The 26,378-nt window shown below is 71.5% G+C and carries 25 protein-coding genes; 11 read left to right on the top strand and 14 right to left on the bottom strand.

Going from position 1 to position 26,378, the window contains the following annotated elements; all coding sequences use genetic code 11:
- Positions 1–2: 2 nt before the first annotated feature.
- Positions 3–1,190, top strand: coding sequence for an ABC transporter permease (locus ACW9J6_RS28590; RefSeq protein ID WP_457119739.1), 1,188 nt, complete (start codon positions 3–5; stop codon positions 1,188–1,190).
- A gap of 36 nt (positions 1,191–1,226) precedes the next feature.
- On the opposite strand, the gene ACW9J6_RS28585 is transcribed toward ACW9J6_RS28590, so the two are convergent.
- The 3 genes from ACW9J6_RS28585 to ACW9J6_RS28575 all read right to left on the bottom strand — a co-directional run bounded on the left by ACW9J6_RS28585 (position 1,227) and on the right by ACW9J6_RS28575 (position 4,612).
- Positions 1,227–2,189, bottom strand: a complete 963-nt coding sequence (locus ACW9J6_RS28585) for a glycosyltransferase family 8 protein (protein WP_457119738.1) — start codon at positions 2,187–2,189, stop codon at positions 1,227–1,229.
- Positions 2,190–2,396: 207 nt separating this feature from the next.
- Positions 2,397–3,173 carry a class I SAM-dependent methyltransferase gene (locus tag ACW9J6_RS28580; RefSeq protein ID WP_457119737.1) on the bottom strand — a complete coding sequence of 259 codons (777 nt, stop codon included), beginning with the start codon at positions 3,171–3,173 and terminating at the stop codon, positions 2,397–2,399.
- 749 nt (positions 3,174–3,922) lie between these two features.
- Entirely contained in the window at positions 3,923–4,612 is a 690-nt protein-coding gene (locus tag ACW9J6_RS28575) for a glutathione S-transferase family protein (protein ID WP_457119736.1), read from the bottom strand.
- Between the two features lie 269 nt (positions 4,613–4,881).
- On the opposite strand from ACW9J6_RS28575, the gene ACW9J6_RS28570 reads away from it, so the two are divergent.
- Genes ACW9J6_RS28570 through ACW9J6_RS28555 form a run of 4 tightly spaced genes read left to right on the top strand, consistent with a single transcriptional unit; the run spans position 4,882 to position 9,758 of the window.
- Positions 4,882–6,426 (top strand): phytoene desaturase family protein, encoded by a 1,545-nt coding sequence (locus ACW9J6_RS28570; RefSeq protein WP_457119735.1) that lies wholly within the window; start codon positions 4,882–4,884, stop codon positions 6,424–6,426.
- 56 nt (positions 6,427–6,482) lie between these two features.
- A complete protein-coding gene (locus tag ACW9J6_RS28565) occupies positions 6,483–7,220 on the top strand; it encodes a lysophospholipid acyltransferase family protein (RefSeq protein ID WP_457119788.1) in 738 nt (245 codons plus the stop codon).
- Between the two features lie 7 nt (positions 7,221–7,227).
- On the top strand, positions 7,228–8,310 hold the full coding sequence (locus ACW9J6_RS28560) for a glycosyltransferase (RefSeq protein ID WP_457119734.1): 1,083 nt from the start codon (positions 7,228–7,230) through the stop codon (positions 8,308–8,310).
- A 35-nt stretch (positions 8,311–8,345) separates the two neighbouring features.
- The gene (locus ACW9J6_RS28555) at positions 8,346–9,758 is read left to right on the top strand and encodes an amidase (protein WP_457119733.1); all 1,413 of its coding nucleotides are present in this window, start codon (positions 8,346–8,348) and stop codon (positions 9,756–9,758) included.
- Between the two features lie 23 nt (positions 9,759–9,781).
- Here ACW9J6_RS28555 and ACW9J6_RS28550 read toward each other — a convergent pair whose 3' ends face one another.
- The 4 genes from ACW9J6_RS28550 to pehA form a co-directional block, all read right to left on the bottom strand.
- A complete protein-coding gene (locus ACW9J6_RS28550) occupies positions 9,782–9,946 on the bottom strand; it encodes a hypothetical protein (RefSeq protein ID WP_457119732.1) in 165 nt (54 codons plus the stop codon).
- Positions 9,943–10,926 (bottom strand): NAD(P)/FAD-dependent oxidoreductase, encoded by a 984-nt coding sequence (locus ACW9J6_RS28545; RefSeq protein ID WP_457119731.1) that lies wholly within the window; start codon positions 10,924–10,926, stop codon positions 9,943–9,945. Before ACW9J6_RS28545 ends, ACW9J6_RS28550 begins: the two co-directional genes overlap by 4 nt.
- A 559-nt stretch (positions 10,927–11,485) precedes the next feature.
- Positions 11,486–11,980 carry a DUF427 domain-containing protein gene (locus tag ACW9J6_RS28540; protein ID WP_457119730.1) on the bottom strand — a complete coding sequence of 165 codons (495 nt, stop codon included), beginning with the start codon at positions 11,978–11,980 and terminating at the stop codon, positions 11,486–11,488.
- 80 nt (positions 11,981–12,060) lie between these two features.
- Positions 12,061–13,653 carry a phosphoric/sulfuric ester hydrolase PehA gene (gene pehA / locus ACW9J6_RS28535; RefSeq protein ID WP_457119729.1) on the bottom strand — a complete coding sequence of 531 codons (1,593 nt, stop codon included), beginning with the start codon at positions 13,651–13,653 and terminating at the stop codon, positions 12,061–12,063.
- A gap of 165 nt (positions 13,654–13,818) precedes the next feature.
- On the opposite strand from pehA, the gene otsB reads away from it, so the two are divergent.
- Entirely contained in the window at positions 13,819–14,571 is a 753-nt protein-coding gene (gene otsB, locus ACW9J6_RS28530) for a trehalose-phosphatase (protein ID WP_457119728.1), read from the top strand.
- Positions 14,572–14,651: 80 nt separating this feature from the next.
- Positions 14,652–15,074 carry an FKBP-type peptidyl-prolyl cis-trans isomerase gene (locus ACW9J6_RS28525; RefSeq protein WP_457119727.1) on the top strand — a complete coding sequence of 141 codons (423 nt, stop codon included), beginning with the start codon at positions 14,652–14,654 and terminating at the stop codon, positions 15,072–15,074.
- A gap of 261 nt (positions 15,075–15,335) precedes the next feature.
- Here ACW9J6_RS28525 and ACW9J6_RS28520 read toward each other — a convergent pair whose 3' ends face one another.
- The 5 genes from ACW9J6_RS28520 to ACW9J6_RS28500 form a co-directional block, all read right to left on the bottom strand.
- Positions 15,336–16,067, bottom strand: a complete 732-nt coding sequence (locus ACW9J6_RS28520) for an ABC transporter ATP-binding protein (protein WP_457119726.1) — start codon at positions 16,065–16,067, stop codon at positions 15,336–15,338.
- On the bottom strand, positions 16,064–16,816 hold the full coding sequence (locus ACW9J6_RS28515) for an ABC transporter ATP-binding protein (protein ID WP_457119725.1): 753 nt from the start codon (positions 16,814–16,816) through the stop codon (positions 16,064–16,066). The genes ACW9J6_RS28520 and ACW9J6_RS28515 overlap by 4 nt, the downstream gene beginning before the upstream one ends.
- A complete protein-coding gene (locus tag ACW9J6_RS28510) occupies positions 16,813–18,144 on the bottom strand; it encodes a branched-chain amino acid ABC transporter permease (RefSeq protein ID WP_457119724.1) in 1,332 nt (443 codons plus the stop codon). The genes ACW9J6_RS28515 and ACW9J6_RS28510 overlap by 4 nt, the downstream gene beginning before the upstream one ends.
- Complete coding sequence (locus tag ACW9J6_RS28505; protein WP_457119723.1) at positions 18,141–19,094, bottom strand: branched-chain amino acid ABC transporter permease; 954 nt, start codon at positions 19,092–19,094, stop codon at positions 18,141–18,143. The genes ACW9J6_RS28510 and ACW9J6_RS28505 overlap by 4 nt, the downstream gene beginning before the upstream one ends.
- A gap of 254 nt (positions 19,095–19,348) precedes the next feature.
- Positions 19,349–20,602, bottom strand: a complete 1,254-nt coding sequence (locus ACW9J6_RS28500) for a branched-chain amino acid ABC transporter substrate-binding protein (protein WP_457119722.1) — start codon at positions 20,600–20,602, stop codon at positions 19,349–19,351.
- A 260-nt stretch (positions 20,603–20,862) separates the two neighbouring features.
- On the opposite strand from ACW9J6_RS28500, the gene ACW9J6_RS28495 reads away from it, so the two are divergent.
- The 4 genes from ACW9J6_RS28495 to ACW9J6_RS28480 all read left to right on the top strand — a co-directional run bounded on the left by ACW9J6_RS28495 (position 20,863) and on the right by ACW9J6_RS28480 (position 24,181).
- The gene (locus ACW9J6_RS28495; RefSeq protein WP_457119721.1) at positions 20,863–21,714 is read left to right on the top strand and encodes an IclR family transcriptional regulator; all 852 of its coding nucleotides are present in this window, start codon (positions 20,863–20,865) and stop codon (positions 21,712–21,714) included.
- Positions 21,715–21,790: 76 nt separating this feature from the next.
- A complete protein-coding gene (locus tag ACW9J6_RS28490; RefSeq protein WP_457119720.1) occupies positions 21,791–22,339 on the top strand; it encodes a 2,4'-dihydroxyacetophenone dioxygenase family protein in 549 nt (182 codons plus the stop codon).
- A gap of 72 nt (positions 22,340–22,411) precedes the next feature.
- Positions 22,412–23,170: an SDR family NAD(P)-dependent oxidoreductase gene (locus ACW9J6_RS28485; RefSeq protein WP_457119719.1), complete on the top strand. Its 759-nt coding sequence runs from the start codon at positions 22,412–22,414 to the stop codon at positions 23,168–23,170.
- 99 nt (positions 23,171–23,269) lie between these two features.
- Entirely contained in the window at positions 23,270–24,181 is a 912-nt protein-coding gene (locus tag ACW9J6_RS28480) for a 3-keto-5-aminohexanoate cleavage protein (RefSeq protein ID WP_457119718.1), read from the top strand.
- Between the two features lie 43 nt (positions 24,182–24,224).
- Here ACW9J6_RS28480 and ACW9J6_RS28475 read toward each other — a convergent pair whose 3' ends face one another.
- Together ACW9J6_RS28475 and lnt are read right to left on the bottom strand one after the other, a co-directional pair.
- The gene (locus ACW9J6_RS28475) at positions 24,225–24,641 is read right to left on the bottom strand and encodes a helix-turn-helix domain-containing protein (protein ID WP_457119717.1); all 417 of its coding nucleotides are present in this window, start codon (positions 24,639–24,641) and stop codon (positions 24,225–24,227) included.
- A 26-nt stretch (positions 24,642–24,667) separates the two neighbouring features.
- Positions 24,668–26,338, bottom strand: coding sequence for an apolipoprotein N-acyltransferase (gene lnt, locus ACW9J6_RS28470; RefSeq protein WP_457119716.1), 1,671 nt, complete (start codon positions 26,336–26,338; stop codon positions 24,668–24,670).
- Positions 26,339–26,378 lie beyond the last annotated feature (40 nt).

Raw genomic sequence — 26,378 nt, 5'->3', positions numbered from 1 at the left:
GGATGATCACCGCCGCCTTCCGGGTGATGCTGCTCACGCTCCTGCGCGACCGCGCCGCCCTGGTCATGGCCTTCCTGCTGCCGACCGTGATCTTCTGCGTCTTCGCGGCGATCTTCTCGGGCGCGGTCGGGGACCGGGTGCGCATCCATCTCGGCCTCGCCGACCACGCGCGCACGCCCACCACGGAGCGCCTCGTCGCCGCGCTCGGCGCCGACCCAGCGCTGCGGGTGAGCCTCGTCCCCGGGGATGCGGTTGCGGCGGTGCGCCGGGGCGAGGTCGACGTGGCCCTGGTGCTGCGCGGCGACCTCGCGGCGGGCGCGTCCGGCACCGCGACGCCGGCACCGCTCCTCCTCGTCGAGAACCCGGCCCGGGCGCTGGCGACCCCGATCGCCCTCGGACAGGTCCAGCGCGTGCTCAACGAGGCGCTGCCCGACGTGGTGCTGTCGCGGGTGGTCGCGGACGTGGAGCGCACGGGCAAGATCGGCCCGGACGAGCGGGCCTTTCTCGACCAGACCTTCGCGGAGAGCCGGGAGAAGCGCGAGGCCTTCTCCTTCGCCGCCCTGATCGAGCGGGCCTCGACGGCGACCGGGAGCGGCAACGAGCGGGTCGGCTACTACGCGGGGGCGATCGCCGCCGTGTTCCTGCTCTTCGCGGCGATGCAGGGGGCGCTCTCCCTCTTGGACGAGCGTCAGTCGGGGATCGCCGACCGGCTCGCCGCGGGCCCCGGCGGCCTGCCGGTGGTGGTCCTGGGCAAGTTCCTGTTCCTGGTGGCGCAGGGTCTCGGCCAGGGCGCGCTGATCTTCGGCGCGGCCTCGCTCCTCTACGGAGTGTCGATCGGGCCGCGCTTCCTGCCCTGGCTCGTCACGGGGCTGCTCGTCTCCGGCATGGCGGCGGGCCTCGGTCTCGCGGCCTGCGCGGCGGCGCGCACGCGCCAGCAGGCGCACCTCGTCTCGACCTTCGGGGTGCTGCTGCTGTCGGCGGTCGGGGGCAGCATGGTGCCGCGCTTCCTGATGCCGCCCTGGCTCCAGGCGCTCGGCTGGTTCACCCCCAATGCCTGGGCCATCGAGGCCTACCAGACCGCCCTGTCGGAGGGCGCCGCGGCGGCCTGGCCCGCCTGGGGCGTGCTCGCCGCGATCGGGACGGCGGGGCTCGGGGCGGCGGTGGCGCTGGTGGCGCGGCGAATGGCGTGAGGGCCGCGGCCGCTTTCGGCCACGCGCGCCCGCGCGCTATTGCGGCCTCTGGATGTGCCAGAGCAGGATCTGGCAGACGTTCTTCCACGCGTCCGACGACCCTTTCCAATCCTGTTCGTTCTCGTACTTGATCGCCATGGACCGCCATTGCGTGACGTCCGTCGGACGGTGCTTCAGCGTCTCATAATCATGCCCGGTCAGCCGCGCGTACTCGTCCCAGAGCCTGATCAGTCGGCTCGCCGACCAGTCCATCCAGGGCTTGTCCGGGCCGCTGAAGTGAAAGATCGCATTCCTGTCGAGCCGCGCCACCGTGTCCGCGACGTGATGCAGTTCGATGTCGTTGAACTGCACGTTCCAGCGTTCATCGATGATGAGTTTTCGGCCTTCGGCGAATTTATTGATCAGACATTGGTCGACCCAGGTCACGGATTTTTCGTAACGCTGGTAGTACTCGATGATCGTCGCCGTCGGACGGTGCTGGCGAAGGCTCTCGAGATCCAACAGCATCACGCCGCTGTTCACGTAGGGCTCGCCCGGGGCCAAGCTCATCTGCGTCGTGTGGGCGCCCTTCCGGTCGACACAGGCGCCCACCCACTTTCCTTCGAGATCCGTGCCGTACAAATCGGCCAAGCCGCACGTCACGACCAAATCACAGTCCAGATAGATCAGCTTTTTCTCGGGAATGAGCTCCGGAATCAGAAGTCTGTAGTAATTTGCTGGCGAAAAATGCATGTACTCATCGATACGCCAGTTGGAAAAACTGTCCGGATTAATGATAACAGGCACAATTTCGCAGTTGAAACGCCGATCAAGATTCAATATCTCTGCAGGAAAATGCTCGATCCCGGCCGGAAAAAGGCAGTAGATGCGGTAGCGGGCATCGGCATGGCAGAGTGCCGAGGTGATCGCCACCGCGGCGTAGGCTGCGAACTTCTGATCGAAGCAGAACGCGATCGGCACCACCGCCGGATCCGACGCCGTCCCGGCGGATCTGCTCATGGTCGAGAGGCCCGAGGGCCACGACGGGGATGAACCCGAATCCATGGGAGAAAACCTTTCAGAAACCATGGGCCGCGGGTGCCATCGGCGCCCGCAGCGGCCGCTCGTGCGGCGCTTCCCCGGAGATCCGTCGGGCCATCGCGCTGACCACCCGCCCACCCGTCGCGCCGCATCAGCGCGTAGGACCCCAATCCGGGGCCTGCCGGCTCAGGCCTCCGGCCGCTTGACCCACCAGAACGTGCCGACCACCTGCAACTCGCCGTTCCAGCGCGCAGCGAGGCTCTCGGCCTCCTTCATCACGTCCGGCCATTGCGGTGTGTAATCGTGGCCGCAGACGTAGCCGCCGGGAACCACGAACTGGCTCCAAAAGTCGATGTTCTGCCGCAAGATCGGATTCTCGTGAACCGCGTCGTCGAAGAAGATCCTGATCGGCAGCGTCCATCTCGCGAACACGTCCGGGCTGTACCCTCTGATACCGATCACATTCTTGCAATCGGCCGTATGCTTGTCGAAGATATGCTTCCCGAATTCGCCGATCCCAAATGGCTTTTCCACGAGATTGACGATCCAAGGCTGCCGCTCCCAGGGATCGATACAGAAGACCTGAACCGTCTCCTTCGCGTTGTGTGACCAGTGCCAGGCCGAGAGCCCGCAGAGGCTCCCGACCTCGACGATGATGCCGTGATCCGGGACCTCCTGCGCGAGGGCGCAGAGCGCCTCGAGCTCCGCCCTCTCCATCTGCCCGGGGATGGTCGGATTGAGCTTGATCGGAGCGAGGCCGCGGGAGGCGTCGGCGGCGTCCGCCCGGTGCGCGGCAACATCTCGAGGCGCCGACCACTGGCACGCCAGGTATTCGAACATGCTCGCGAGCCGCCCTGCCTGTTCACCCGTGATCTGGTGCGCGCTCCCGACCTCTGCGGAATTTCCGAAGTCCGAGGACAGCGAGCGAGCGATATCGACGGCGTCTTGACGGGTCGCCAGCATTTCCTTGACCTTCCGAACAAACGGTGAATGACGATCGTGTCTGACTGGTGAAATCGTTCACTGAGTGCCGCGCGTTGTCGGGGCGTCCACCTGGCGATCATGCCGGCCTTGCGGGCGGGTGGATCGGCCGGTCTGGACGGGACCGCCTTCCGTGACGGTCCGGAACCGAGACGAGGGCCGGCCGCGGGGTCGCGCCCGGCCCGGGCGGCGGGATGACCGGCGACACCGGACGGGACGGGGACCGCGCCGCCGATCCGAGGACATCCGAGACGTGGTCGCTCACTTGGCTGCGATGAGGGAATCCCCGTGTCACCGTGCTGGACGGCGGCTCAATGGTGGCTGAGGAGACTGTGACGCAGCGTGGTTAACAGGACGTGACTGACCGAGAGATGCGCCGCCGCGCCCGGATCGCGGTAATTCTCCCGATCCGGATATCACCCGATCCGACTGAAGCTCTGCCCCTCCTCGGCCATCATCGACAGTCGACGTCGTCGTGCGGACGCCTTCGGATCAACGGAGTGGGGTGAGCTGGTGCCCGGAGATCTATACGGCCTGCGTCCGGTTCGCGCGGCCGGCGCGCTGGCGAGGCGGGGCGGACCGACCGCCCGCGCGGGTCCGCCAGCGGCACCCCGGCCCTGCTGGCTCCGCGCAGCGCCGGAGCGCGAAGCCCTCGCCGGGGCAGAGAGCGATCTCCGAAGGCCCCGTCGGCGATCCGAGGCCCCGCGGGACGCGCCTCCCCGCGCGGACGATCACTCCTTTCCCGGCGCGGCGAACCCGAGGGTCTCGACCGGCGGCTCGTCGACCTCCTTCAGGATCCACGGCTCGCGCAGGGCCGCGTCGCGCCATTCCCGGAACGCGGGCAATCCGAGCACGGCGTCCATGTAGGCGCGGATCTCCGGATCGACGGCGACCGCGTAGGTGTCGAAGCGGGTGACCACGGGCGCGAACATCGCGTCCGCCGCACCGAAGGCGCCGAACAGGAAGGGGCCGCCCTGCCCGAAGCGGGCGCGGGCGTCGCGCCAGATCGCCTGGATCCGGCCGATATCGGCGGCGACCGCCGCGCCGCGGTCGCGGGCGGCGTAGCGCCGGCCCAGGTTCATCGGCAGCGCGGACCGGAGCGCCGCGAAGCCGGCATGCATCTCGGCGGAGATCGCCCGCGCGAGGGCGCGGGCCGCCCGGTCGGAGGGCCACACCCCGGCCTCGGGCCAGGTCTCGGCGGCGTAGTCGAGGATCGCGAGCGACTCCCAGACGGTGACGCCGCCGTCGATCAGCACCGGCACGCGGCCCGCCGGCGAGTGGGCGAGGATGCGCTCGCGGGTGTCCTCGCGATCGAGGGGGATCAGCACCTCCTCGAACGCAATCCCGGCCTGCCGCAGCATCAGCCAGGGCCGCAGGGACCAGGACGAGTAGCGCTTGTTGGCGATCACGAGGGTGGGCATGGCCAAGCTCCTTGCCGGGTGGCATCGCACGCCGCGCGGTTGCCCTCCAACGACGTTCGGTGATGGGGCGGATCACGCCGGCTTATGCCTCCCCATCGGCCCCGAGACCGCGCCTCGATCAGCAAGACGTCACGCGCCGGAACAACGATCGCCCGGGCGCTGCGACGACTGCGCGACCCGGTGTAGCGTTGACCGACCCCGCGGTCGGTCTAGCTTTTCCTCTCACGGAGGGCGTCATCGCGCGGCGCATCTCCGGGAGGAACGTCCCGATGGGCTCTGGGTCGACGGTCGCCGTGGTCGGTGGGGGATTGGGCGGGCTGGCGGCGGCCTGCGTGGCGGCGGCGCGCGGTCACCACGTCACCCTCTACGACAAGAACGCCTGGATCGGCGGCAAGGCCGCGGTGCTGCACGAGGGCGGCTTCCGCTTCGACATGGGCCCGACGATCCTCACGGTGCCGCGGGTGCTGGAGCGCATCTTCGCGGAGGCCGGGCGCTCGGTCCACGACTACATGGACCTGCGCCGCCTCGACCCGCAATGGCGCTGCTTCTTCGACGACGGCAGCCGCATCGACCTCGTCGAGGACGTCGCCCGCATGGCGGAGTCCATGGACCGCTTCGCGCCGGGGGCCGGCGCGGGCGAGGGCTATCGGCGGTTCCTCGGCGTCTCGGAGCACCTGCACGGCATCTCGGAGCGGTTCTTCTTCTGGAAGCCCGTCGAGGACCTGTTCGACACGATCAACATCCGGGCGAACATGAACCCCGGCACACTGCGCGACGTGCTCTCCCTTCGCATGCACGCCTCGGTCGCCAGCACCATCCGCGGCAAGGTGCGCGACGCGCGCCTCGCCCAGATGCTCGACCACTTCGTGCAGTATGTCGGGTCCTCGCCCTACGGGGCGCCGGCCGTGCTCTGCGCCATCGCCCACATGCAGACCGCCGAGGGGGTCTGGTACCCGATGGGCGGCACCCGGGCGGTGGCCGAGGGCCTGATGAGGCTCGCCGGCGAACTCGGCGCCGTGCTCAAGCCCGACAGCGAGGTCGAGGGGCTCGCGGTCGAGGGCGGTGCGGTGCGGGGCCTGCGCACCCGCGACGGGCTCGTCCCCTACGAGCGCGTCATCTCGAACATGGATTCCGTGCGCACCTATCGGGAACTCGTCGGGGGCGAGGTCGGGCGCAGCTACGAGAAGAAGAGCTTCGAGCCGGCCTGCTCGGGCGTCGTCCTGTATCTCGGCCTGAACAGGCGCTACGAGCACCTCGCCCACCACGACTTCGTGTTCTCGCGCGACCCCGAGGAGGAGTTCGACGCGATCTACCGCCGGGGCGAGCCGGCGCCGGACCCGACCGCCTACCTCGCCGCGCCGAGCAGCACCGACCCGTCGGTGGCGCCGGAGGGCGGCGAGGCGCTCTACGTCCTCGTGCACACGCCCTATCTGCGCCCGCACCACGACTGGTCCCAGATGCTGCCGGCCTACCGGCGGGTGATCCTCGACAAGCTCAAGCGCACGGCCGGGCTCACGGACATCGAGGACCGCATCGTGGTGGAGCGGCACCTCACGCCGGCCGACATCCACTCCCGCTACAAGGTGCTGAACGGGGCGATCTACGGCCTCGCCTCGCACGGGCGAATCATGGGGGCGTTCAAGCCCGGCAACCGCTCGCGGGAGGTGCGCGGCCTCTACCTCGCGGGCGGCGCCGCCCATCCGGGCCCCGGCATGCCGATGGTGATGATGTCGGGCTGGATCGCCGCCGACGCCATGGATCAGGATTCCCGGGATCAGGACAGCCGCGGCGAGGCCCTGCGGACCGCGTCGTGAGCGGCTGCCCTCCGGCCGATCCCACGCGGCGGCGCTCCGCCCTCGCCTGGCGCTTCATGGCGGGCTACTTCGCCCGCTACCTGCGACGCCACTTCAACGCCCTGCGGGTGAGCCGCTGGGGCCTGCCGGACCTCGGCGGGCATCCGGGGCCGGTGGTCGCCTACTGCAACCACCCGGCGTGGTGGGACGCGGCGGTGATCATCCTCCTGACGGACCGCTTCTTCCCCGACCGGGAGGGCTACGCGCCGATCGACGCGGAGATGCTGGAGAAGTACGGGATCTTCGCGCGGATCGGCGCCTTCGGGGTCGATCTGGCCTCGCGCCGGGGCGCGGCGGCGTTCCTGGCGGCGGCGCGGCTGATCCTGGCGCGGCCCGACCGGGTGTTGTGGATCACCGCGCAGGGCCGCTTCAGCGACGTGCGCGAGCGGCCGCTCGGCCTGCGGCCCGGCGTGGCGCATCTCGCGGAGATCGCGCCCGACGCCGTGTTCGTGCCCCTCGCCCTCGAATACGCCTTCTGGTCCGAGCGGGGCGGCGAGGCCTTCGCGGCGTTCGGCGCGCCCGTGGCGGCGCGGGACCTGCTCGCCCTGACGCGCGGGGAGCGGCTGGCGCGGCTCGAATCCGACTTGACGGCGCTCCTCGATCGGCTCAGCGCCGACGTGACGCGCCGCGATCCCGCGCGCTTCCTCGCGCTCGCCGAGGGAGCCCGCGGGGTCGGCGGCGTCTACGACATCGGGCGCCGGCTCGCCGCCGCGCTCGCCGGGCGGCGCTTCGAGCCCGGGCACGGCAAAGGATGACGACCGCGTGACCCTCCTGGCCCTGGTCCTCGCGCTGATCCCCGCGGCGCTGGCGCTCGGCAACCTCCTGGCGCTGCGGACGCCCGCGCCGGAGCCCCGCTTCGATCTGGTCTCGATCCTGATCCCGGCGCGCAACGAGGCCGCGAACCTCCCGGCCACCATCGCGGCCGCCCTGGCGAGCCTCGACGTCCCGGTGGAGGTGATCGTCGCCGACGACCACTCGACGGACGGGACGGACGGCATCGTCGAGGCGCTGGCGGCCGGCGAGCCGCGGCTGCGCCTCCTGCGCCTGCCGCCACTCCCGCCGGGCTGGACGGGCAAGAACCACGCCTGCCAGCGCCTCGCGGAGGCGGCGCGGGGCCGTTTCCTGCTCTTCATCGACGCGGATGTGCGGCTGGAGCCCCTGGCCGCCTCGGCCCTGGCGGCCCATGCGCGGCGGCGGCGGATCGCCCTCGTGAGCGGGGTGCCCCGGCAGGTCACCGCCAGCCTCGGCGAGGGGCTGACGGTGCCGATGATCGACTTCCTGCTTCTCGGCTACCTGCCGATCCCGCTGGCGCGCCGGATCGGCCATCCGGCGCTGGGGGCGGCCTGCGGGCAGCTCGTCCTGTTCGATGCCGAGGCGTATCGGGCGGCGGGCGGGCACGCGGCCATCCGCGCGAGCCTGCACGACGGCGTGCAGCTGCCGCGGGTCTTCCGCCGGGCCGGCTGGCGCACCGACCTCGTCGACGGCGCGCCGCTCGCCACCTGCCGCATGTATGCGAGCTTCGCCCAGGCCTGGGCGGGTTTCTCGAAGAACGCCCAGGAGGGCATGGCGACCCCCCGCGCCCTCCCGGTCTGGACGCTGCTGCTGTTCGGGGGCCAGGTGCTGCCCTGGCTGCTGCTGGCGGGCGACCGGCGCGCCCTGCTGCCGATCCTCGTCTCGCTCGGCACGCGCCTCGCGGTGACGCTGAAGGCCCGGGAGGCATGGTGGACCGTGCCGCTGCATCCCGTGGCGGTGCTGGTAACGCTCGCCCTGCAGTGGAACGCCCTGCTGCGGCCGCGACAGGCGGGCGTGGCGACCTGGAAGGGCCGGACCTACCCGGTCGCCTGATGGCGGCCGGCCCCGACGGTGAGGAGGAGAGGCCCATGAAGGAGATCCGGCAGCTCGACGGGGCGGGGCTCGCCGCGCATTACCGCGCCGGCAGCCTGTCGCCGCGGGAGGCGGTGTCCGACGCCCTGGCGCGGATCGCCGCGCAGGATCCGGCCGTGAACGCCTTCATCCTGGTGGATGCCGAGGCGGCGCTGGCGCGGGCGACGGAGTCGGAGGCGCGCTGGCGGGCCGGCACGCCGCTCGGCCCCCTCGACGGCATGCCGGTGACCATCAAGGACAACATCGCCTGGGCCGGGCACCCGATGCGCCGCGGCTCGCGCACCTCCGCGACCGCGCCGCTCACCGAGAACGCCCCGGCGGTCGACCGCCTGCTGGAGGCGGGCGCGATCCCCCTCGGCAAGACGACGATGCCGGAATTCGGCTGGAAGGGCCTCGGCGATTCGACGCTCACCGGCCCGACCCGCAATCCCTGGGACCTGTCGCGCACCACCGGCGGCTCCTCGGCGGGGGCCGCCGCCGCGGCCGCGCTCGATCTCGGGATCGCCCATCTCGGCACCGATGGCGCGGGCTCGATCCGGATCCCGGCCGCCTTCTGCGGCGTGTTCGGTCTCAAGCCGACCTACGGCCGCGTTCCCGCCTACCCGCCCTCCCCGTTCGGGCCCGTGGCGCATCTGGGGCCGCTCGCCCGCCGCGTGGGCGACGCGGCCCTGATGCTGCGGGCGATCGCCCGGCCCGACAACCGCGACATGCTGGCCGACCTTGCAGAACCGCCGGATTTCTCGGGCGCCCTGGAGGAGGGCGTGCGGGGCCTGCGCGTCGCCTGGAGCCCGCGTCTCGGCTTCGCCGCGCGGGTCGACCCGGAGGTGGCGGAACTGGCGGCGCGAGGCGCGGCGGCCTTCGCGGATCTCGGGGCGATCGTGGAAGAGGCGAATCCGGGCTTCGCCGACCCGGTCGAGACGCTGAACGGGATCTGGCTCGTCGGCGCCTGGAGCGTGCTGCGCGGCATCCCGGAGGCGGAGCGCGAGGCGATCGAGCCGGCCCTGCGCGAGGCCGCCCTGCGCGGGAGCCGGATCGCGGCGCCGGACTTCCTCGCCGCGCTCAACGCGCGGGCCGCCATCTTCACGGCGATGGCGCGGTTCCACGCCCGCTACGACCTGCTGCTCACGCCCGCCGTGGCGGTGCCGGCGCTCCCGGTCGGGCACCTGACCCCGCCGGACGGGTCCTACGGCGACGACTGGCTGACCTGGACGCCGTTCTCCTACCCGTTCAACCTCACCGGGCAGCCGGCGGCGAGCGTGCCCTGCGGCCTCACCGCGGCCGGTCTCCCTGTCGGGCTGCAGATCGTGGGACCGATGCGCAGCGATGCCCGCGTGCTGGCGGCGGCGCGGGCCTTCGAGGCGGCCAGGCCCTGGCCGGTGCTGGACGGACCGCGTTCCGCCGCTCCGTGAGCGCGGCGCCCGGCCGAAGGCGATCAGGGCGCCAGCTCCGCCGGCGCCTCCCCGAGCAGCGCCATCCCGCCCAGCCGGCCCAGCTCGTCGGAGCACTTGGCACTCTTGCCGTAGCATCCGAAGGCGACGGCGATCCGCTCCGAGACCGGGCCGATGCAGGGCAGGCCCGTGGTTCCGAAGCTGGTCATGCACGGCACGACGCGGCGTTCCTCGAAGGTGAGGTCGCGGATCCTGTCGAGGATCTGCTCCTGGAGCCCGTCGGCGACCGAAACCGAGCCGCCCGAGCGGAACCAGTCCTTGATGTCCGCCTCGCTCTCCAGCGGGAGATCGACGGGGTCGCCCCCAGCTTCAGCCAGCTGTGCCCGTCCGGGTAGGGAATCGGCGGCAGGATGTAGGGATCGCGGCCCATAGGTCCGAGGCAGCGCATCGACGGCATGCCGGCGAGGCGCCGCACCTCCCCGGCCCCGAGGCGGAACAGGGCCACGGTCCGCGCATACACCATGACATCGAAGGATCGCCCGAGCAGCGACGGCGCGTGGCCTCCCGCCGCCACGAGGACGCGGTCGGCCTCGACGCTGCCGGAGCGCGTGCGGATGGTCACGCCCGTCCCGCTCTCCGAGAGCCCCAGGGCGGGCTCGTCGATGATCCGCGCCCCCGCCCGCTCCGCGGCAATCGTCTGCGCCCGGACGAGGCGGCGCGGGCTGATATGCCCGGCCCGGCGCGGCTCGAACGTGCCCGCCATCCCATCGGTCGATCGCAGGAACGGAAATCGTTCGGCGAGCCCCGACGCGTCGTAGCGCTCGCACGGGATCCCGGCCGCGGCGCAGACCTCCCCCACGGCCGTCACGTCGGCACGGTCCGCGGGGCCGACATGGAGCGCGCCGACCTCGCGATAGAAGCCCACGCCGCTCTCCTGGGCGATCTCCCCGTAGCGCGCGATGGCGGCCACGTTGGCCTTCAGCCAGAACGGATGGGAATCGAACTGCCGCGCGATGCGGCCCTCATCGTAGTGACTGCCGAACACGCCGTCGTGGCGGGAGATGTCGGCGGGCTCGTCGGGACCGACTAGCGCGACGGCGTGACCGCGCTTGCTCAGGTGCCGCGCGGCGGCCGACCCGACGAGACCGCGCCCGATCACCGCGACTCTGAGGGGCCGGGGGTGGCTCATGATCGTCTCCTGCATCGGACCTGCGGGGGGCAGCGCCCGCGGGGGCACACCGGCTCGGCCCATCGTCCTGAGGTCTCGTTCGGCCTGGATCGGGCCGCGCTGACGCAACGGCAGAATAGCTCGGCCGGATGGGGCGTCCAGCGATCGGCCGGTCGATGGAAGACGAGCGTGCCACTCCTCAGCCCTGCCCCGCTTCCGCTCAGGTGCCGCGCGCACCCGTCTTTCCAGGCGGTTCATCAGCTGAGCGGATGTGGAAGACACATCCCTCCTCATGCTGAGGTGCGACCGCAGGGAGCCTCGAAGCACTCCGGAACATTTCGTCCGAGGCGATGGCGTCTTGGATCTGCGTTCTGGGGTGCTTCGAGGCTCCCTGCGGTCGCACCTCAGCATGAGGAGAAGGATTTTCTGCCACGGAGCGGGGATCTACGCTTTGCCTCATGACCGCCGAGCGGGACGAGAACTGCCGCCCCCCGGGACAAAGGCGTCGATGCGCCTCGCGACGTCATGCACGCGATCGCCCGGCATTTCTCCGGAGAGCCGCGCTGCGCAGGGCGCCCGCTCACCAGCCCATCGTCCCCGGGCCGCCCTTGAACGGGCCGACCACGGAGCGGGTGATCCAGCCGCCGTAGAAGCCGCCTGGCTGAGGGGTGACCTGCTCGTCCCCGACGAAGCAAGCGTCCATCGGACCGGCGTAGAAGGCCACGTAACGGGCGATCGGCGCGAAGGCCGGGGTCGGGTCCGGATAGGCCCAGGCGGCGCCCGCCGCGATGCGCCCGCCTGCCGCAACGTCGTACAGGAGCGCACGGCCCTTCCACTCGCAGACGCTCGCCGGGCGTGCGGGTCCGAGAACGCCGGCCAGGATCGCGTCGGGCGGGACGTAGTAGGTCGGTGGATGGCTCGTCTCGAGCACGCGGAAGCCGGCGCGGGTCTCGGCGATGGTGATCCCGCCCAGGACGACCGCGAGGCGCTCCGCCACGGGCTCCAGCCGCGGCGGGCGCGGGTAATCCCAGACGCTCTCCTGACCCGGAGCGGGGGCGATCGGCTGCGGACGCATGCGAGGTTCCTCCCGGCGAGAGGATGCGGCAGCCGCCGATCCCGCGCCCCGCGGCACGATGCCCGCCGGGCCCTCGGGTTTCAGGCCGGCCCGTCCGCGGCGCGGCGGGTCGTCAGCAGCACCGCCTCGCCGCCGCGGCGCTCCTCCAGCCCCCGCGGCGTGCTGCGGTAATGCGTCAGGGTCCGGTCCGCGTGGGAGAGCCGCCAGGACAGGGCCTTCTGCGCGTAGTCGCGAACCAAAGCCGCGCAGGCCGGGTCGTCCGCGAGATTGCGGAACTGGCCCGGATCGGCGGCGAGATCGAAGAAAAGCGGCGGCAGCGCGGCGAAGTGCACGTATTTGTAGCGCGAATCCTGCACCACGCAGAGGCTCGACCGGTCCATGTCGAGCCCGAGCGCCGCCTCCGGCCGCGAATAGTGTACGTCGCGGAAATCGTACTCGTAGTGGAGTTCGCTCCGCCAATCGGCCGGGCGCTCCCCCGCGACGAAGGGCAGGAGCGAGCGGCCGTCGCAGGCGCGCGGGATCTCGCCGCCGAGCCAGTCGAGGATCGTCGGCATCACGTCGACGCTCTCCGTGAAGGCGTGCTCGACCGCGCCCGCCCGGTCCGTCCGGGCCGGATCCTTGATCACCAGCGGGATGCGGAAGCTCTCGTCGTGGAAGCCGATCTTGCCGAGGAGGTGGTGGTCGCCGAGCTGCTCGCCGTGGTCGCTCGTGAACACCACGAGCGTGTCCTCCCACTGTCCCGTCTCGTCGAGATAGGCGAAGACCCGGCCCAGGCAGTCGTCGATCTCGGTGATCAGGCCGCAATAGGTCGCCCGCATCTGCCGGATCTCGCCCTCGTCGAGGGTGGAGCCGCTCCCCTCCGCTCCGTAGAAGAAGGAGCCGCGGCGGATCGAGTCGATGTAGAACCTGAGGAGCGGGTGCAGCGCCGCCTCGGCCTCCGGGCTCTCGGCGCGCAACGGCGCCGGCATGTCCTCCGGCCGGTACACGGCGTGGTAGGGCGCGGGGGCCACGAAGGGCGGGTGCGGCCGGTAATAGCCGAGATGCAGGAAGAACGGCTTGCCCGCCCGGCCCTTCAGGTAGGTCAACGCCCGTTCGGTGAAGAAGGCGCTGTCGGAGAGGTCCCGCGGGATGCGCGCCGGCCGGTCCGTGGCGCCCGGCACCGCGTCCACGCCGTCCGGCAGCCAGATATCCTCGCGCCGCGGCGGCAGGGGAAAGCCGTTCTGCTCCACCCAGCCGAAATACCCGTCCATGTTTGGCTCGAAGGCCCCGACGGAGCGGAAACCGTCCATCAGGTCGCCCAGCACCAGGAAGCGCGGGTCGTTCGGGCTGGTGCCGCGCGGGTCGGGCGCCGTCGTGGTGTAGCCGATCAGCGCCGGATCGTAGCCGATGCCCCGCAACGCCTTGCCGAGATTGAAGTGCCGGCCGTCGAGCGGGACGGTGTTCTGCACCGCCCGGTGGTTCATGAGGTAGAGGCCGGTGAGCAGGCTCGCCCGCGCCGGGCCGCAGGGCACGCAGGCCGTCACGTGCTCCGCGAAGGTGACGCCCTCGCCGCAGAGGCGGTCGAGATTCGGCGTGCGCAGGTGGGGCACGCGCCCCCGCGCCCGCAGGAGATGCGGCACGTGGTCGGCGCGCCACTGATCGACCACGATGAGGAGCACGTTTCGCCGCCGCATGGACCATCCTCCGCGATGGAGGCCGCCATAAGGCCCCGCGGCGATGCTTCGATGACGCTCCGCACCATTGCGTTTCGGGCCGCCCTGCCGATCTATGCGCGCGTCCGCCGCCGGCCCTCCCGCCGCGGCGGCCAGGATGCGTCGCCGCCTCGGAGGGCCGTTCCCGTGACCGACACCGCCCACGCGCTGTTCCTCGATTTCGACGGCACCCTCGTCGACATCGCCCCGAGGCCCGACGCCGTGGTGGTGCCGCCGGCCCTGCCCCACGCCCTGGCGCGGCTGCGGGCGCGGCTCGGCGGGGCGCTGGCCATCGTGACCGGCCGGCCGATCGCCACCATCGACGGGTTCCTGGCGCCCGAGCGCTTCGACGTCGGCGGTCTGCACGGGGTCGAGCTGCGCCGCGGGGACCGGGCGACGGGCGGCGATCCCGCCGCGCATCCCGCCCTGCGGGACGGGGTCGCGCGGCTGCAGCGGGCGACGGCGGACCTCGACGCGGTCCTGATCGAGGACAAGGGCTGCTCGGTCGCCGTGCACTGGCGCCTCGCCGCACCGGCGGCGGCCGAAGCGGCGCAGCAGGCCGTCCGGCGGATCGCGGCCGACCTCGGCGAGGCCTACCGGCTGCAGTTGGGCAAGGCGGTGGGCGAGATCCTGCCGGCGAGCGCCACCAAGGGCCACGCGATCCGCAGCTTCCAGGAGGCACCGCCCTACGCGGGCCGCCGCGCGCTCTTCCTCGGCGACGACCTCACCGACGAGAAGGCCTTCGCCACCGTGAACGCGGATGGCGGGATCAGCGTCCGGGTCGGCGGCGGCGAGACGATCGCGCAGCGCCGCCTCGCGACGCCCGAGGAGGTGCGCGACCTGATCCTGCGCTGGGCGCACGGGGAGCCGGTCGATCCCGAGGCGCTGCCGCGGGCCTGACCGCCCGCCCCCTCTCGGCTTCCGGCGGCCGGCGTGCTAACCCGGCCCCCCAGACGCGAGACGAGGTCACCATTCTGACGATGCGCCTCACTTCCTTCCTTCGTGCCGGAGCCGTGTTGATCGCCATGAGTACTGCCGCCTCCTCCGCCGACTTCGCGACCACGCCGTCGGGCCTCAAGTACAAGGACGACGTCGTCGGCACCGGCGCCCAGCCGCAGGCCGGCCAGAAGGTCAGCGTCCACTACACCGGCTGGCTCGACGACAAGGGCAAGAAGGGCAAGAAGTTCGACAGCTCGGTCGATCGCGGCCAGCCGCTCGACTTCGCGGTCGGCACCGGCCAGGTGATCAAGGGCTGGGACGAGGGCCTCTCGACCATGAAGGTCGGCGGCAAGCGCACCCTCGTCATCCCGCCGGACCTCGGCTACGGGGCGCGCGGCGCCGGCGGGGTGATCCCGCCGAACGCCACGCTGATCTTCGACGTGGAGCTGCTCGGCGTCCGCTGAGGACTCGATAGAAGCCGGCCCGCTCGGCGGTCAGAGAGCGCGCCGGTCTCCATCAAACTCCCCTTTTCCGGACGACTGAAGCGTCAGCGGAAGGAGGTCCGGAAACCAGCGCAAGACGCTGCGAAGCGCCGTATGTCAGCAACGTTGCTGAGATCCGGAGCCGCTTCGCGGCAGTTCATCATCTGGATTCCGGATCTCCTTCCGCTGTCGCTTCAGTCGTCCGGAAAAGGGGAGCCTGAACGGAGGCGAGCGGATCCCGAATCACACCTCCAGCCACTCCCGCCGCACGGCCTCCGCCGCCATCAGGGCGGCGGGGGTGCCCTCGAAGACCACGCGGCCGTGGCCCATGACGTAGAGCCGCTGCGAGAGCCTGAGGGCGATGGTCAGTTTCTGCTCGACGAGCAGGACGGCGACGCCGCGGGCGGCGATCTCCGCGATGAGGTCGCCGACGCGCGCCACCATCTGGGGCGAGAGCCCCTCGGTCGGCTCGTCGATCATCACGAGGTCAGGGTTGCCCATCAGGGTGCGGCAGATGGTGAGCATCTGCTGCTCGCCCCCCGAGAGCACGCCGCCGAGCGTGTCGATGCGCTCCTGCAGCCGCGGGAACAGACGGAAGATGTCGTCGAGGGTCCAGCGGGCGCCCGAGCCGGCCTTCTCGCCGAGCGCGAGGTTCTGGCGCACCGTGAGCTTGGGGAAGATCGCCCTCTCCTCCGGCACGTAGCCGAGGCCGCGGCGGGCGACGAGGTGGGGCTTGAGGCCCGCGATCGGCCGGCCCTTGAAGCGGATCGTGCCGTGGGGCCGCACGTCCCCCATCACCGCCTTGAGGGTCGTCGAGCGGCCGACGCCGTTGCGGCCGAGGATCGAGACGATCTCGCCCGCGCCGACCGTGAAGTTCACCCCCTGCAGGATGTGGCTCTTGCCGTAATAGGCGTGCAGGTCCTCGACCTCCAGGAGGGCCGGGGCGGGCGCCGGCATCGCGACGGCGGCGCTCATGCGGCGGCGACTCCCAGATAGGCTTCCTGGACGGCGCGGTTCTCACGGATCCGCGCGGGCGTGTCGGTGGCGATGAGGCGGCCGTAGACCAGCACCGAGACCCGGTCGGCGAGGCCGAACACCACCGCCATGTCATGCTCGACCATCAGCAGGGTGCGCCCGACCGTGACCTCGCGGATCAGCGCGGTGGCGTGCTCGCTCTCGCTGTGGCTCATGCCGGCCATCGGCTCGTCGAGGAGGATGACCCGGGCGTCGCTCGCGAGGCTGACGCCGATCTCCAGCGCCCGCTGCTCCGCGTAGGCCAGCATTCCGGCCGGCATCGCGGCCCGGTGCCCGAGGCGGATGCTGTCGAGGATCTCGGCGGTGCGCTCGGCGATGCCCGGCAGGCGCTCGACGCTGCGCCAGAACCAGGGGCCGACGCCCCGCGCCCGCAGCACCGCGCAGCGCACGTTCTCCCAGACGCTCAGCTTCGGGAAGATGTTGGTGACCTGGAAGCTGCGCGCGAGGCCGCGCCGGTTGATCGCGGCGGGCCGCGCCCCGGTGATGTCCTCCCCCTCCAGGCGGATCGTGCCGCTCGTGGGCGCGAGGCGCCCGCTGATCAGGTTGAACAGGGTCGACTTCCCGGCGCCGTTCGGCCCGATGATCGCGTGGCGCTCGCCCGCCGGCACGGCGAGGTCGACGCCGGCGATGATCTGCGTCGCCCCGAAGGACTTGGTGATGCCCGTGAGGGCGAGGGCCGGCACGGTCATCGGGACGACGTCTCCTGGGCGTCCGGGGACGCGGCGTGCCAGGCCGCGGCGACGCGGGGCGCGGCGAAGCGCAGGCCGAGGATCCCGCCGATCAGCGCCGCGCCCGCCACCAGCCACGGCAGCGGCGTCGCGAGGTCGAGGGAGAGGCCGAACAGCACCAGGACGCTCCCCTCCCCGGCCTTCACCAGGGCGTGGAAGCTCATCTCGATGAGGGCGATCAGCCCGAGCCCGAGGAGCAGGGCCGGCGGCAGCGCCAGCGCGTAGGCCGGCAGCAGCCGATGGGCGGTTCCGGCCCGGATCAGGGGGCCGTGCATCAGCGCGAGGCCCGCCAGCCCCCCGGGCGCGAACATCACGATGGCGATGAACAAGAGCCCGAAATAGAGCTGCCAGACCTCGGTCAGGTCGGAGAGCGAGACCTGCAGCAGCGTGACGACGATCGCGCCGATCACCGGCCCGACGAAGTGGCCGACTCCGCCGATGAAGGCGGCGAGCAGCACCGCGCCCGACTGGTTGAGGCCGAGATACGAGACGTTGACGATCTCGAAGTTGATCGCCGCCAGCGCGCCCGCGACGCCCGCGAAGCCGGCCGAGAGGCAGAAGGCGACGAGCCGGATGGTCTGCGGCTCGTAGCCGATGAACTCGACCCGCTCCGGATTCTCGCGCACGGCGTTGCACAGGCGCCCCAGCGGCGTCCGTGTGATGCCGTACATCAGCAGCGCGCAGAGCAGGCACCAGCCGGCGATCAGGTAGTAGACCTGGATCTGCGGGCCGAAATTCAGGTCGAACAGGCGCAGGAGCTTGGTGCGGTTGGTGGTGACGCCCTCCTCGCCGCCGAAGACGCTTCCCAGGATATGCGAGCCCGAGGCGACGAGTTCGGCGAGGCCGAGCGAGATCATCGCGAAGACGGTGCCGGCGCGGCGCGTCGAGACGGAGCCGAACAAGAGGCCGAAGGCGAGGCCCGTGACGGCGCCGACGAGGGGCATCGCCGGCAGCGGCACCGGCAGGCGGGCGGCCGTGACGGCGTTCATGGCATGCACGGTCGCGAAGGCGCCGAGCCCGTAATAGACCGCGTGTCCGAAGGACAGGAGCCCGGTCTGCCCGAGCAGCATGTTGTAGGACAGGGCGAACACGATGCCGATGCCCATCAGGCTCAGCATCGTGAGCGCGGCGCCGCCGGTGAAGACGTGCGGCGCGGCGACGAGGATCGCCGCGCCGGCGAGCCAGGGCAGGATCCGGGCCGCGAGGCCGGACGCCCGGGGCGGCACCGTGCGGGCCGGCGCGGCGGCGGTCCAGTCGGAGGCGGGCGCCCGTTCGGCGAGGTCCGTCATGCTTCGCGGTTCCCGAGGAGCCCGGTCGGCCGGACGATCAGCACGACCACGAGCAGGAGGTAGGGGATCACCGGCCCGACCTGGGCGATCGTCACCGTCCAGAGGTCGCCGAGCACCCCGCCCTGCGGGGCGAAGCTCACGCCCATCGCCTGGGCGAGGCTCGCCACGGACACGTCGAGGGAGACCGCGAAGGTCTGGATCAGCCCGATCAGCAGGGAGGCCAGGAAGGCGCCAGTGAGCGAGCCGAGCCCGCCCACCACCACCACCACGAACAGGATCGGACCGAGGAGGCCCGCCATGTTGGCCTGCGTGACCAGGGACGGACCGGCGATGACGCCCGCCACCGCCGCGAGCCCGGTGCCGATGCCGAAGACCAGCATGAACACCTTGGCGACGTCGTGCCCGAGCATCCCCACCATGTTCGGGTGGGTCAGCGCCGCCTGGATGATCAGACCGACCCGGGTGCGGGTCAGCACGAGCAGCAGGCCGGCGAAGATCGCCACCGCCACGACGAGCATGAACAGCTTGTAGGCGGGGTAGTTGGTGTCGAAGACCGTGAAGGCGGGGAAGTCCAGGATGGCCGGCACCCGGTAGTCGACCGGCAGCTTGCCCCAGACCATCTGCACCACCTCCTCGATCACGTAGGCGAGGCCGAAGGTGAAGAGCAGCTCCGGGACGTGGCCGTGGCGGTGGACGGGGCGCAGGCCGTAGCGCTCGATCAGCGCGCCGATGCCGCCCACCAGGACGGGGGCGACCACGAGCCCGACCCAGAACCCGGTGAAGCGGCTGATCTGATAGCCGAAGAACGCGCCGAGCATGTAGAAGCTCGCATGCGCGAAGTTCAGGACGCCCATCATGCTGAAGATGAGCGTCAGCCCGCTCGCCATCAGGAACAGCAGCATGCCGTAGAGCAGGCCGTTCAGCGTCGACACGATCAGGAGTTCGAGCAACGGGCGGTCTCCGGTGAGGGCGGTTCGTTGCGAGTCGTCATCGTGTGGTCCGGCGGTGAGGCGTCAGGCGCCCTCCTCTCCCGAACGACTGTCCCGGCTGGGGAAGGCGATCCGGGAACCAGCGCACGGGCTCGCCGCGAAGCGGCTCCGCATGCCGGCAACGGTGCTGGGAAGCGGTCGCCTCGCGGTATGCTGTGCTGGTTTTCCGGGTCGCATGCGCCCGGAGGCGGGGCGGGTGCGCCGCGCCTTCGTCCTCAGCTCGGCCGGTCCATCTTGCAGGTGGTCGGCAGCAGCGTGTCCTTGGCCGAGATCTCGCCCGCGGCCTTCCAGCCCCAGCCGGTATTCTCGCTGTCGAACTGCTTGCCAGCGTCGATCGGCCCGAATTGCGAGATGTAGATCGGCTGGAACAGCTGGTGGTCGTCAGGCCGCATGAAGCTGTCCTGGCCGTAGAGCGTGTCGTTGTGGATCGACTCCATCATCTTCGCGATGGCCTTGGGGTCGGTCGACTTCGCCTCGGACGCGGCCTTGGCCAAAGCGGTCATCAGATTGACGACGCGCGGATAGGTCAGTTCCTGCCCGTTCCGCGCCCGGTAGGCCTTCTCGAAATCGTGGCCCGGCGGATAGGGGATGTTGGCGTAGCCCTCCGCCACCTGAAACACCCGGTCGCTCAGGTTCGCCTGCTTGATCGCGGTCGGCGCCCCGGCGCCGCCGCCGTAATAGGTGTAGAAATTCGCCTGGAGCCCGGCATCGGCCGCCGCCTTGAACAGCAGCGACATGTCCTGACCCCAGTTGCCGGTGATCACCGTGTCGGCGCCGGAGGCCTTCACCTTCGCGACGTAGGGCGAGAAGTCGTTGACCTTCTGCAGCGGTGCGACCTCGTCGCCGACGATCTGGATGTCGGGCCGTTTGGCCTTCAGCATCGTCCGGGCGGCGCTGCGCACCGCCTGCCCGAACGAGTAATCCTGATTGATCAGGTAGACCTTCTTGATCTCCGGTTTGTCCTTGATGAAATTCGTCAAGGCATTCATCTTGATGTCGGAATTGGCATCGAAGCGAAAATGCCAATAGCTGCATTTGGCATTGGTCAGAACCGGATCGACCGCGGCATAGTTGAGATAGATGATCTCCTTGCCGGGATTGCGGTCGTTGTACTTGTTGACGAAATCGACGATCGCCGAGGCGACGCTGGAGCCGTTCCCTTGCACCACCACGCGTGCGCCGGAATCGATGGCCTTCTGCAGCTGGACGAGGCTCTCTTGCGGGTTGAGCTTGTTGTCGTAGCCCTGCACTTCGAGCTTCAGGTCCGCATTCTTGGCGTTGTTCTGCTCCGCCATATACTGGAAGGTCTTGAGTCCGGCCTCGCCGGTGCTGGCGCCGCCACCCGACAGGGGATCGATGAAGGCGATCTTGAGGGTGGCGGGCGCCGCCGCGGCCGCCCCGGCTCCGAGCGCGAGGATCCCTGCCAGCACCGTGCCGGCCAGCCCCGCGCGTGCGATCGATCTCGACACCGTTTCCTCCTCCGGATGACCTGTTCATTGCGTGCGGGCGCGCCGTGTTCGGCGTCGCCGCCGGATCGCCGGCGCGGTCGCGCGGCCGGTCCGCCGCCTTTCGGCGGGCGCACCGCCCGAACGCCCGAACCCTGCCCGCAGGTCCCGGGCCGGTCAAGCGGCGAAATAGCGATCCGCATCGCGAAACGACTTGCCGCGAGGCGGGCCGGGAGGCAGGGTCCCGGCGAGGCCGCGCGCGGCCGGGACGGAGTGGCGTCGGGATGGCAGAGGCGCTGGCGACGAGTGGAGGAACGCCGCGCGGCCGCGCGGCGGCGTGGCGCGATCCCGCCCTCGGCGACGGGGAGGAGGGCGACCGCCAGTTCGTGACGGCGCTCGCGCGCGGCCTGCAGGTGCTGCGCGCCTTCCGGGACGCGGCCGAGCTGCTCGGCAACCGCGAGATCGCGGAGCGCACGGGCCTGCCGAAGCCGACCGTGTCGCGGCTCACCCACACGCTGCTGACGCTCGGCTACCTCGTCCACGGCGAGGACGGGGAGCGCTACGGCCTGGGACCGTCCGTCCTCGCGCTCTCGGCCGCCTTCCTGCGCCAGAACTCCTTCCCGCAGCTGGCGAAGCGCTACCTGCAGGACCTCGCCACCGCGGTCCAGGCCCACGTCGCCCTCGGCCTCCTCGACGGGCTCCACAGCGTCTACATCCAGCTCTGGCGCGGCGTCGGGCAGACCATCACGATCTCGCGGGACGTCGGCTTCCACCTGCCGATCGCCCGCAGCGCCATGGGGATGGCGACGCTGGCGGGCCTGGACGAGGCCGAGCGCGCGCCCCTGATCGCGCGGCTGCGGGCGGAGGCGGGAAGCGACTGGCCGCGCCTGGAGGCGACGATCGCCCGCTGCGACGCGGAGGTGGCCGAGCACGGCTTCTGCGTCGGCATCGGCATCTGGCATCCGGAGATCAACGCGGTGGCGGCGCCGGTGCACAGCCCCGGCGCGCGGGGCATCTTCGCGGTGAACGTGAGCGGCCCGGCCTTCCTGATGACCGAGACGGTGCTGCGGCGCCAGACCGGCCCCAAGCTCCTGGAGACGATCGGGCAGATGCGGGCGCTCGGGATCGTCGATTAGCTCGGGCGACGAGGGGTGGGGTGGAGCCTCCTGCCGCATCGCGTGTAGACCCGGCGTGAAACAACCGGAGGAATCGATGTCATCCGCCAGCGCCCCCGCCCGCCCCGGCCTCGACACCAGCAAGGTCGCCTACCAGCTGCCCCAGCCCGGCGGCATGATCCCGGACATCTTCGTCGGCGGCGGGTTCTCCCTCGACGGCGACGAGCGGGACTGGGTGCCGCAATCGGCCGACGTCGCCTTCAAGCCGCTCGTGCTCTGCGTGAGCCAGGGCTACTACGTGAACATCCTGCGGGTGCGCGCCGCCGGCGTGCTGTCCCGCCATCGGCACAGCGGCCCGGTCCACGCCTTCACGCTGCGCGGGCGCTGGCGCTACCTCGAACACGATTGGGAAGCCGGTCCCGGCGACTACGCGTTCGAGCCGCCGGGCGAGACCCACACCCTCGTGGTGCCCGACGACGTGATCGAGATGGCGACGCTGTTCCACGTCACCGGCGGCTACACCTACGTCGATCCCTACGGCCAGGCCCTCGGTTACGAGGACGTGTTCACCAAGCTCGACACGGCCCGGCGCCACTACGAGCGCATCGGGCTCGGCGCCGCCCACGCGGACCGCCTCGTGCGCTGAGGACCGCCTGGACAGGCCACGCCGCAGCTGCCAGTGTGGTGCGAAATACGATTTCGCAGGGCGGAAACACGGATGATCAGCGCCGACCTGAGCGGCAAGTGCGTCCTGGTGACGGGGGGCGCGTCCGGGATCGGCCTCGCGGCCGTGACGCTGTTCGCCCGGTGCGGCGCGGCGGTCGCCCTCAACCACCTTCCGGCGGACGGGCGCGGCCCGGAGGCGGCCTCCCGCCTCGCCGCGGAGGGGCTGCGCGTCACGGCGATCGCCGCCAACGTGGCGGAGCCCGGCGGGGCGGAGGCGCTGGTCGGACGGGCGATCGAGGCCCTCGGCGGTCTCGACGTCCTCATCAACAATGCCGGGACGCCCGGGACCACCACGCCGATCCCCTTCGCCGATCTCGACGCGATGACGGACGAGTTCTGGCAGACCATCCTGGCGACGAACCTGATCGGCCCCTATCGCTGCGCGCGGGCGGCCGCTCCGGCCCTGCGGGCGCGGCGCGGGGCGATCGTGAACACGGCGTCGGTCGCCGGGCTCGGGCGCCGCGGCTCCAGCATCGCCTACTCGGCGAGCAAGGCGGGGCTCGTCAACCTCACCCGCAGCCTCGCGCGGGCGCTCGCCCCGGAGGTGCGGGTCAACGCCGTCGCGCCCGGCCTCGTCGAGACGCCCTGGACGGAGGCGTGGCCGCCCGAGCGCAAGCAGGCCACCGTCGCGCGCACCCTTCTGGCCCGCCTCGCCAAGCCCGAGGACATCGCCGAGGCGATGCTCTTCCTGGCGGCCGGGGCCGCCTACATGACCGGCGAGACCCTGGTGGTCGACGGCGGCAGCGACTGAGTGTCTCTCACAAAACTCCCGATCGCCGTCGTCGCTCACCGTGGCGCTTCCAATGCGGCGGGAGTTTTGTGAGGTGCACTGAGTCCTCGGGAGACCGCCATGACCCCCTCCCCCCTCGCGGGAAAGACCGTCATCACCTGCGCCCTGACGGGCTCGTTCGACACGCCGTCGAAGAACCCCGCCGTGCCGGTCACGCCGGAGGCCATCGCCCGTTCGGCGCTCGACGCGGCCGCGGCCGGGGCGGCCGTCGTCCACATCCACGTGCGCGATCCGGGGACGGCGAAGCCCAGCATGGACCTCGCCCTCTACCGCGAGGTGGTCGAGCGCATCCGGGAGCGCAACGACTCCGTCATCCTCAACCTGACCACCGGGGCGGGCGGGCGCTTCATCCCGGGCGCCGACGACCCGGCCGTGGCCGGTCCGGGCACCAGCCTCGCGACGCCCGAGGCGCGCACCCGGCACGTCACGGCCCTGCGCCCGGAGATCTGCACCCTCGACGTGGCGACGATGAATTTCGGCGAGCACACCTTCCTGAACACGCCCGGCCACCTGCGCGAGATGGCCGCGCTGATCGGGCGGGCGGGGGCACGGCCGGAGATCGAGGTCTTCGATCTCGGGCAGATCGAACTCGCCAAGCACCTCATCGCCGAAGGACACCTCGCCCGGCCGCCGCTGTTCCAGATCTGCCTCGGCATCCCGTGGGGCGCCCCGGCGACGCCCGAGACCCTGCTGCAGATGCGCGACCGGCTGCCGCCGGACGCGGTCTGGTCGGCCTTCGGCATCGCGCGCGCCGAGTTCCCGATGGTCGCGCTGGCGGCGACGGCCGGCGGGCACGTGCGGGTCGGCCTGGAGGACAACCTCTACCTGTCCCGCGGGCAACTCGCCCCGAGCAACGCCGCGCTGGTCGAGAAGGCGGTGACGCTCCTCGCCCTCCTCGATCGCAGCCCGGCCAGTCCGGACGAAGCGCGCGTGCTGTTCGGACTCGCCCCGCGCACCCACGCGGACGCGTAGCGCACGCCCCGGAGTGGGGCGCGAACCGCCGGAAGCGGCGCCGCTACCGCTCGGAGGCGGCCTCGTCGCCGATGGCGCCGACGGCCTCGACCAGGGCCACGAGGCGCCTGCGCACCGTGGGGTCGGCGACCTTCTGGAACGCGCGGACGAGCTGGAGATCCTGGCTGGTCCAGAATACGTCAGCCGAGAGCGACGCCGCCGGTTCGACGTTCTCGTCGTGGCCGTTGTCGACGCGCGGCGCGCCCTCGTAGAAGAACCCCACTGGCACGCCGAGCATCTCGGCGATCTGCTGCAGCCGACTGGCGCTGATGCGGTTGGCCCCCTTCTCGTACTTCTGGATCTGCTGGAAGGTCACGCCCAGGGCGTCCCCCAGCTTCTCCTGACTGACGCCCATGAGAAGCCGCCGCACGCGCACCCGGTGCCCGACGTGACGGTCGATCGGATCCGGTGCTTTCTTCAAGTCCTACTCCACCCCGCAAGGATGGCCTAAGGGTGCGATCTCCCGCGTCGCACGCCCAGGGCCATGAGGGCAGATCCTAGAAGCAGAGCCACGAAAATCATATCGCCAAATCGCCCGTAAAGCGTCCTTTCCCCTAGGTTCCTCGGAAGCTTTCGGTCGAGCACGCCCTCGGCGCCGACCGGCAGCATCCCGGTCACCCGCCCATACGGATCCACGACGGCGGAAATGCCGGTGTTGGCTGCACGGACAAGAGGCATGCCTTCCTCTACGGCACGCAGACGCGCCTGTGCGAAATGCTGGCGAGGCCCCGGCGTGTCGCCGAACCAACCGTCGTTGGTGAGGTTCAGGATCAGTCCCGGCCGCGACGCGCCGCTCGGGACGACCTCGCCCGGGAAGATCACTTCGTAGCAGATCGAGGCGGCCGCGGCCGGCAGGCCCGGCACCGCGAGGGGCCGGCGGGCGCCCTCGGCCGCCGTGAAGCCCCCCGGCACGGAGACGAACTGCTTCAGGCCGAGGGTGCGCAGGAGGCGGTCGATCGGCCCCGGCAGGTACTCGCCGAAGGGCACGAGGTGATGCTTGTCGTAGGGCACCCCGAGGAAACCCTCGGCCCCGATCACCACGATGCCGTTGTAGAAGTGCAGGCGCTCCCCCGGCAGCGGCTCGTCCGCCCGGGCGGCCCCGGTCACCAGGACCTTTCCGGGCGGCAGCGCGGCGGTGATCTGGGCCAGCGCCCGGGGTTCGCGCTGGATCAGGAACGGGAACGCCGATTCCGGCCAGATCACGTGCGTGACGTCGGACAACCCGGCCGAGTCCGGGCCGGTCGCGCTGGCGCTCAGCCCGAGATAGCGCTGCAGGATGCCCTCGCGGTTGCGGGGGTTGAAGCGGGCATCCTGCGGGATGTCCGGCTGGACGAGGCGCAGGCGCACGCCCGGCACGTCCGGCATCGGCCCGGCGGGGATGCGCCCCGCGCCCGCTCCCGCGAGCACGGCCAGGAGGGTGAGGGCGATGAGGCTCGGCGCCCAGCGCGCGCGCGCCGTCGCACCGGTCGCGAGCGTCGCGGGCGCGGCCGCGATCCCGACGGCCAGGAGCGTGAGGCCGTAGAGCCCGAGGAGCGAGGCGGACTGCATCAGCCAGAGGTTCTGGCCGAGCGCCATGCCGAGCGTGTTCCACGGGAAGCCCGTGAAGAGGTGGCCGCGCAGCCACTCGCTCGCCGAGAGTCCCGCGGCGAGGGCGAGGATCCGCCCCGCGCCCGGCGACCACAGCAGGCGGGCGAGCGCGAATCCGACCGCGAAGAACAGGCCGAGCACGGCCGGCAGACCGAGCACGCCGAGGGGCATGAGGGCGGCGAACTCGTCCGCGTCGACCAGGAAGGCGGCGCCGAGCCACCACAGCCCGGCGACGAAGTAGCCGAATCCCCAGGCCCAGCCGATGGCCGCCGCGCTCCGGAGGGTGCCGACCACCCGCCCGGAGCGGCTGCGCCCGGTCGCGGCGCCGTCGAGGAGCCAGACCGCCGGGACCAGGGCGACGGCGAGGGCCGGCAGCAGCCCGAACGGGGGCATGGCGAGCGCCCCGCAGGCGCCGGCGGCCCAGGCGATCGCGAGCCGCCGCCAGCCTCCGGTCAGGGCGATGCGGCCCGCGAGGTGGCGCAGGCGCGAGGGGGCTGCCGCGGGCAGCGGGTCGGGTCCGTCGGGCCGCATCGTGTCCTTCCGCGTTCGCAGGTCCTTGAGCCGCGGAAGG

It is taken from the genome of Methylobacterium sp. JK268, assembly GCF_054052225.1.
This window is presented reverse-complemented; position numbering and strand designations above follow the sequence as displayed.

Bases quoted from the DNA above. Each gene is read 5' to 3' on its own strand.
- ACW9J6_RS28490 (WP_457119720.1), top strand. From the start codon at position 21,791: ATGTCATCCGCCAGCGCCCCCGCCCGCCCCGGCCTCGACACCAGCAAG.
- ACW9J6_RS28555 (WP_457119733.1), top strand. From the start codon at position 8,346: ATGAAGGAGATCCGGCAGCTCGACGGGGCGGGGCTCGCCGCGCATTAC.
- ACW9J6_RS28485 (WP_457119719.1), top strand. From the start codon at position 22,412: ATGATCAGCGCCGACCTGAGCGGCAAGTGCGTCCTGGTGACGGGGGGC.
- ACW9J6_RS28525 (WP_457119727.1), top strand. From the start codon at position 14,652: ATGCGCCTCACTTCCTTCCTTCGTGCCGGAGCCGTGTTGATCGCCATG.
- ACW9J6_RS28520 (WP_457119726.1), bottom strand. From the start codon at position 16,067: ATGAGCGCCGCCGTCGCGATGCCGGCGCCCGCCCCGGCCCTCCTGGAG.
- ACW9J6_RS28545 (WP_457119731.1), bottom strand. From the start codon at position 10,926: ATGAGCCACCCCCGGCCCCTCAGAGTCGCGGTGATCGGGCGCGGTCTC.
- ACW9J6_RS28585 (WP_457119738.1), bottom strand. From the start codon at position 2,189: ATGAGCAGATCCGCCGGGACGGCGTCGGATCCGGCGGTGGTGCCGATC.
- ACW9J6_RS28495 (WP_457119721.1), top strand. From the start codon at position 20,863: ATGGCAGAGGCGCTGGCGACGAGTGGAGGAACGCCGCGCGGCCGCGCG.
- ACW9J6_RS28580 (WP_457119737.1), bottom strand. From the start codon at position 3,173: ATGCTGGCGACCCGTCAAGACGCCGTCGATATCGCTCGCTCGCTGTCC.
- pehA (WP_457119729.1), bottom strand. From the start codon at position 13,653: ATGCGGCGGCGAAACGTGCTCCTCATCGTGGTCGATCAGTGGCGCGCC.
- ACW9J6_RS28565 (WP_457119788.1), top strand. From the start codon at position 6,483: ATGGCGGGCTACTTCGCCCGCTACCTGCGACGCCACTTCAACGCCCTG.
- ACW9J6_RS28590 (WP_457119739.1), top strand. From the start codon at position 3: ATGATCACCGCCGCCTTCCGGGTGATGCTGCTCACGCTCCTGCGCGAC.
- ACW9J6_RS28515 (WP_457119725.1), bottom strand. From the start codon at position 16,816: ATGACCGTGCCGGCCCTCGCCCTCACGGGCATCACCAAGTCCTTCGGG.
- ACW9J6_RS28510 (WP_457119724.1), bottom strand. From the start codon at position 18,144: ATGACGGACCTCGCCGAACGGGCGCCCGCCTCCGACTGGACCGCCGCC.
- ACW9J6_RS28575 (WP_457119736.1), bottom strand. From the start codon at position 4,612: ATGCCCACCCTCGTGATCGCCAACAAGCGCTACTCGTCCTGGTCCCTG.
- ACW9J6_RS28540 (WP_457119730.1), bottom strand. From the start codon at position 11,980: ATGCGTCCGCAGCCGATCGCCCCCGCTCCGGGTCAGGAGAGCGTCTGG.
- lnt (WP_457119716.1), bottom strand. From the start codon at position 26,338: ATGCGGCCCGACGGACCCGACCCGCTGCCCGCGGCAGCCCCCTCGCGC.
- ACW9J6_RS28480 (WP_457119718.1), top strand. From the start codon at position 23,270: ATGACCCCCTCCCCCCTCGCGGGAAAGACCGTCATCACCTGCGCCCTG.
- ACW9J6_RS28550 (WP_457119732.1), bottom strand. From the start codon at position 9,946: ATGACCAGCTTCGGAACCACGGGCCTGCCCTGCATCGGCCCGGTCTCG.
- ACW9J6_RS28570 (WP_457119735.1), top strand. From the start codon at position 4,882: ATGGGCTCTGGGTCGACGGTCGCCGTGGTCGGTGGGGGATTGGGCGGG.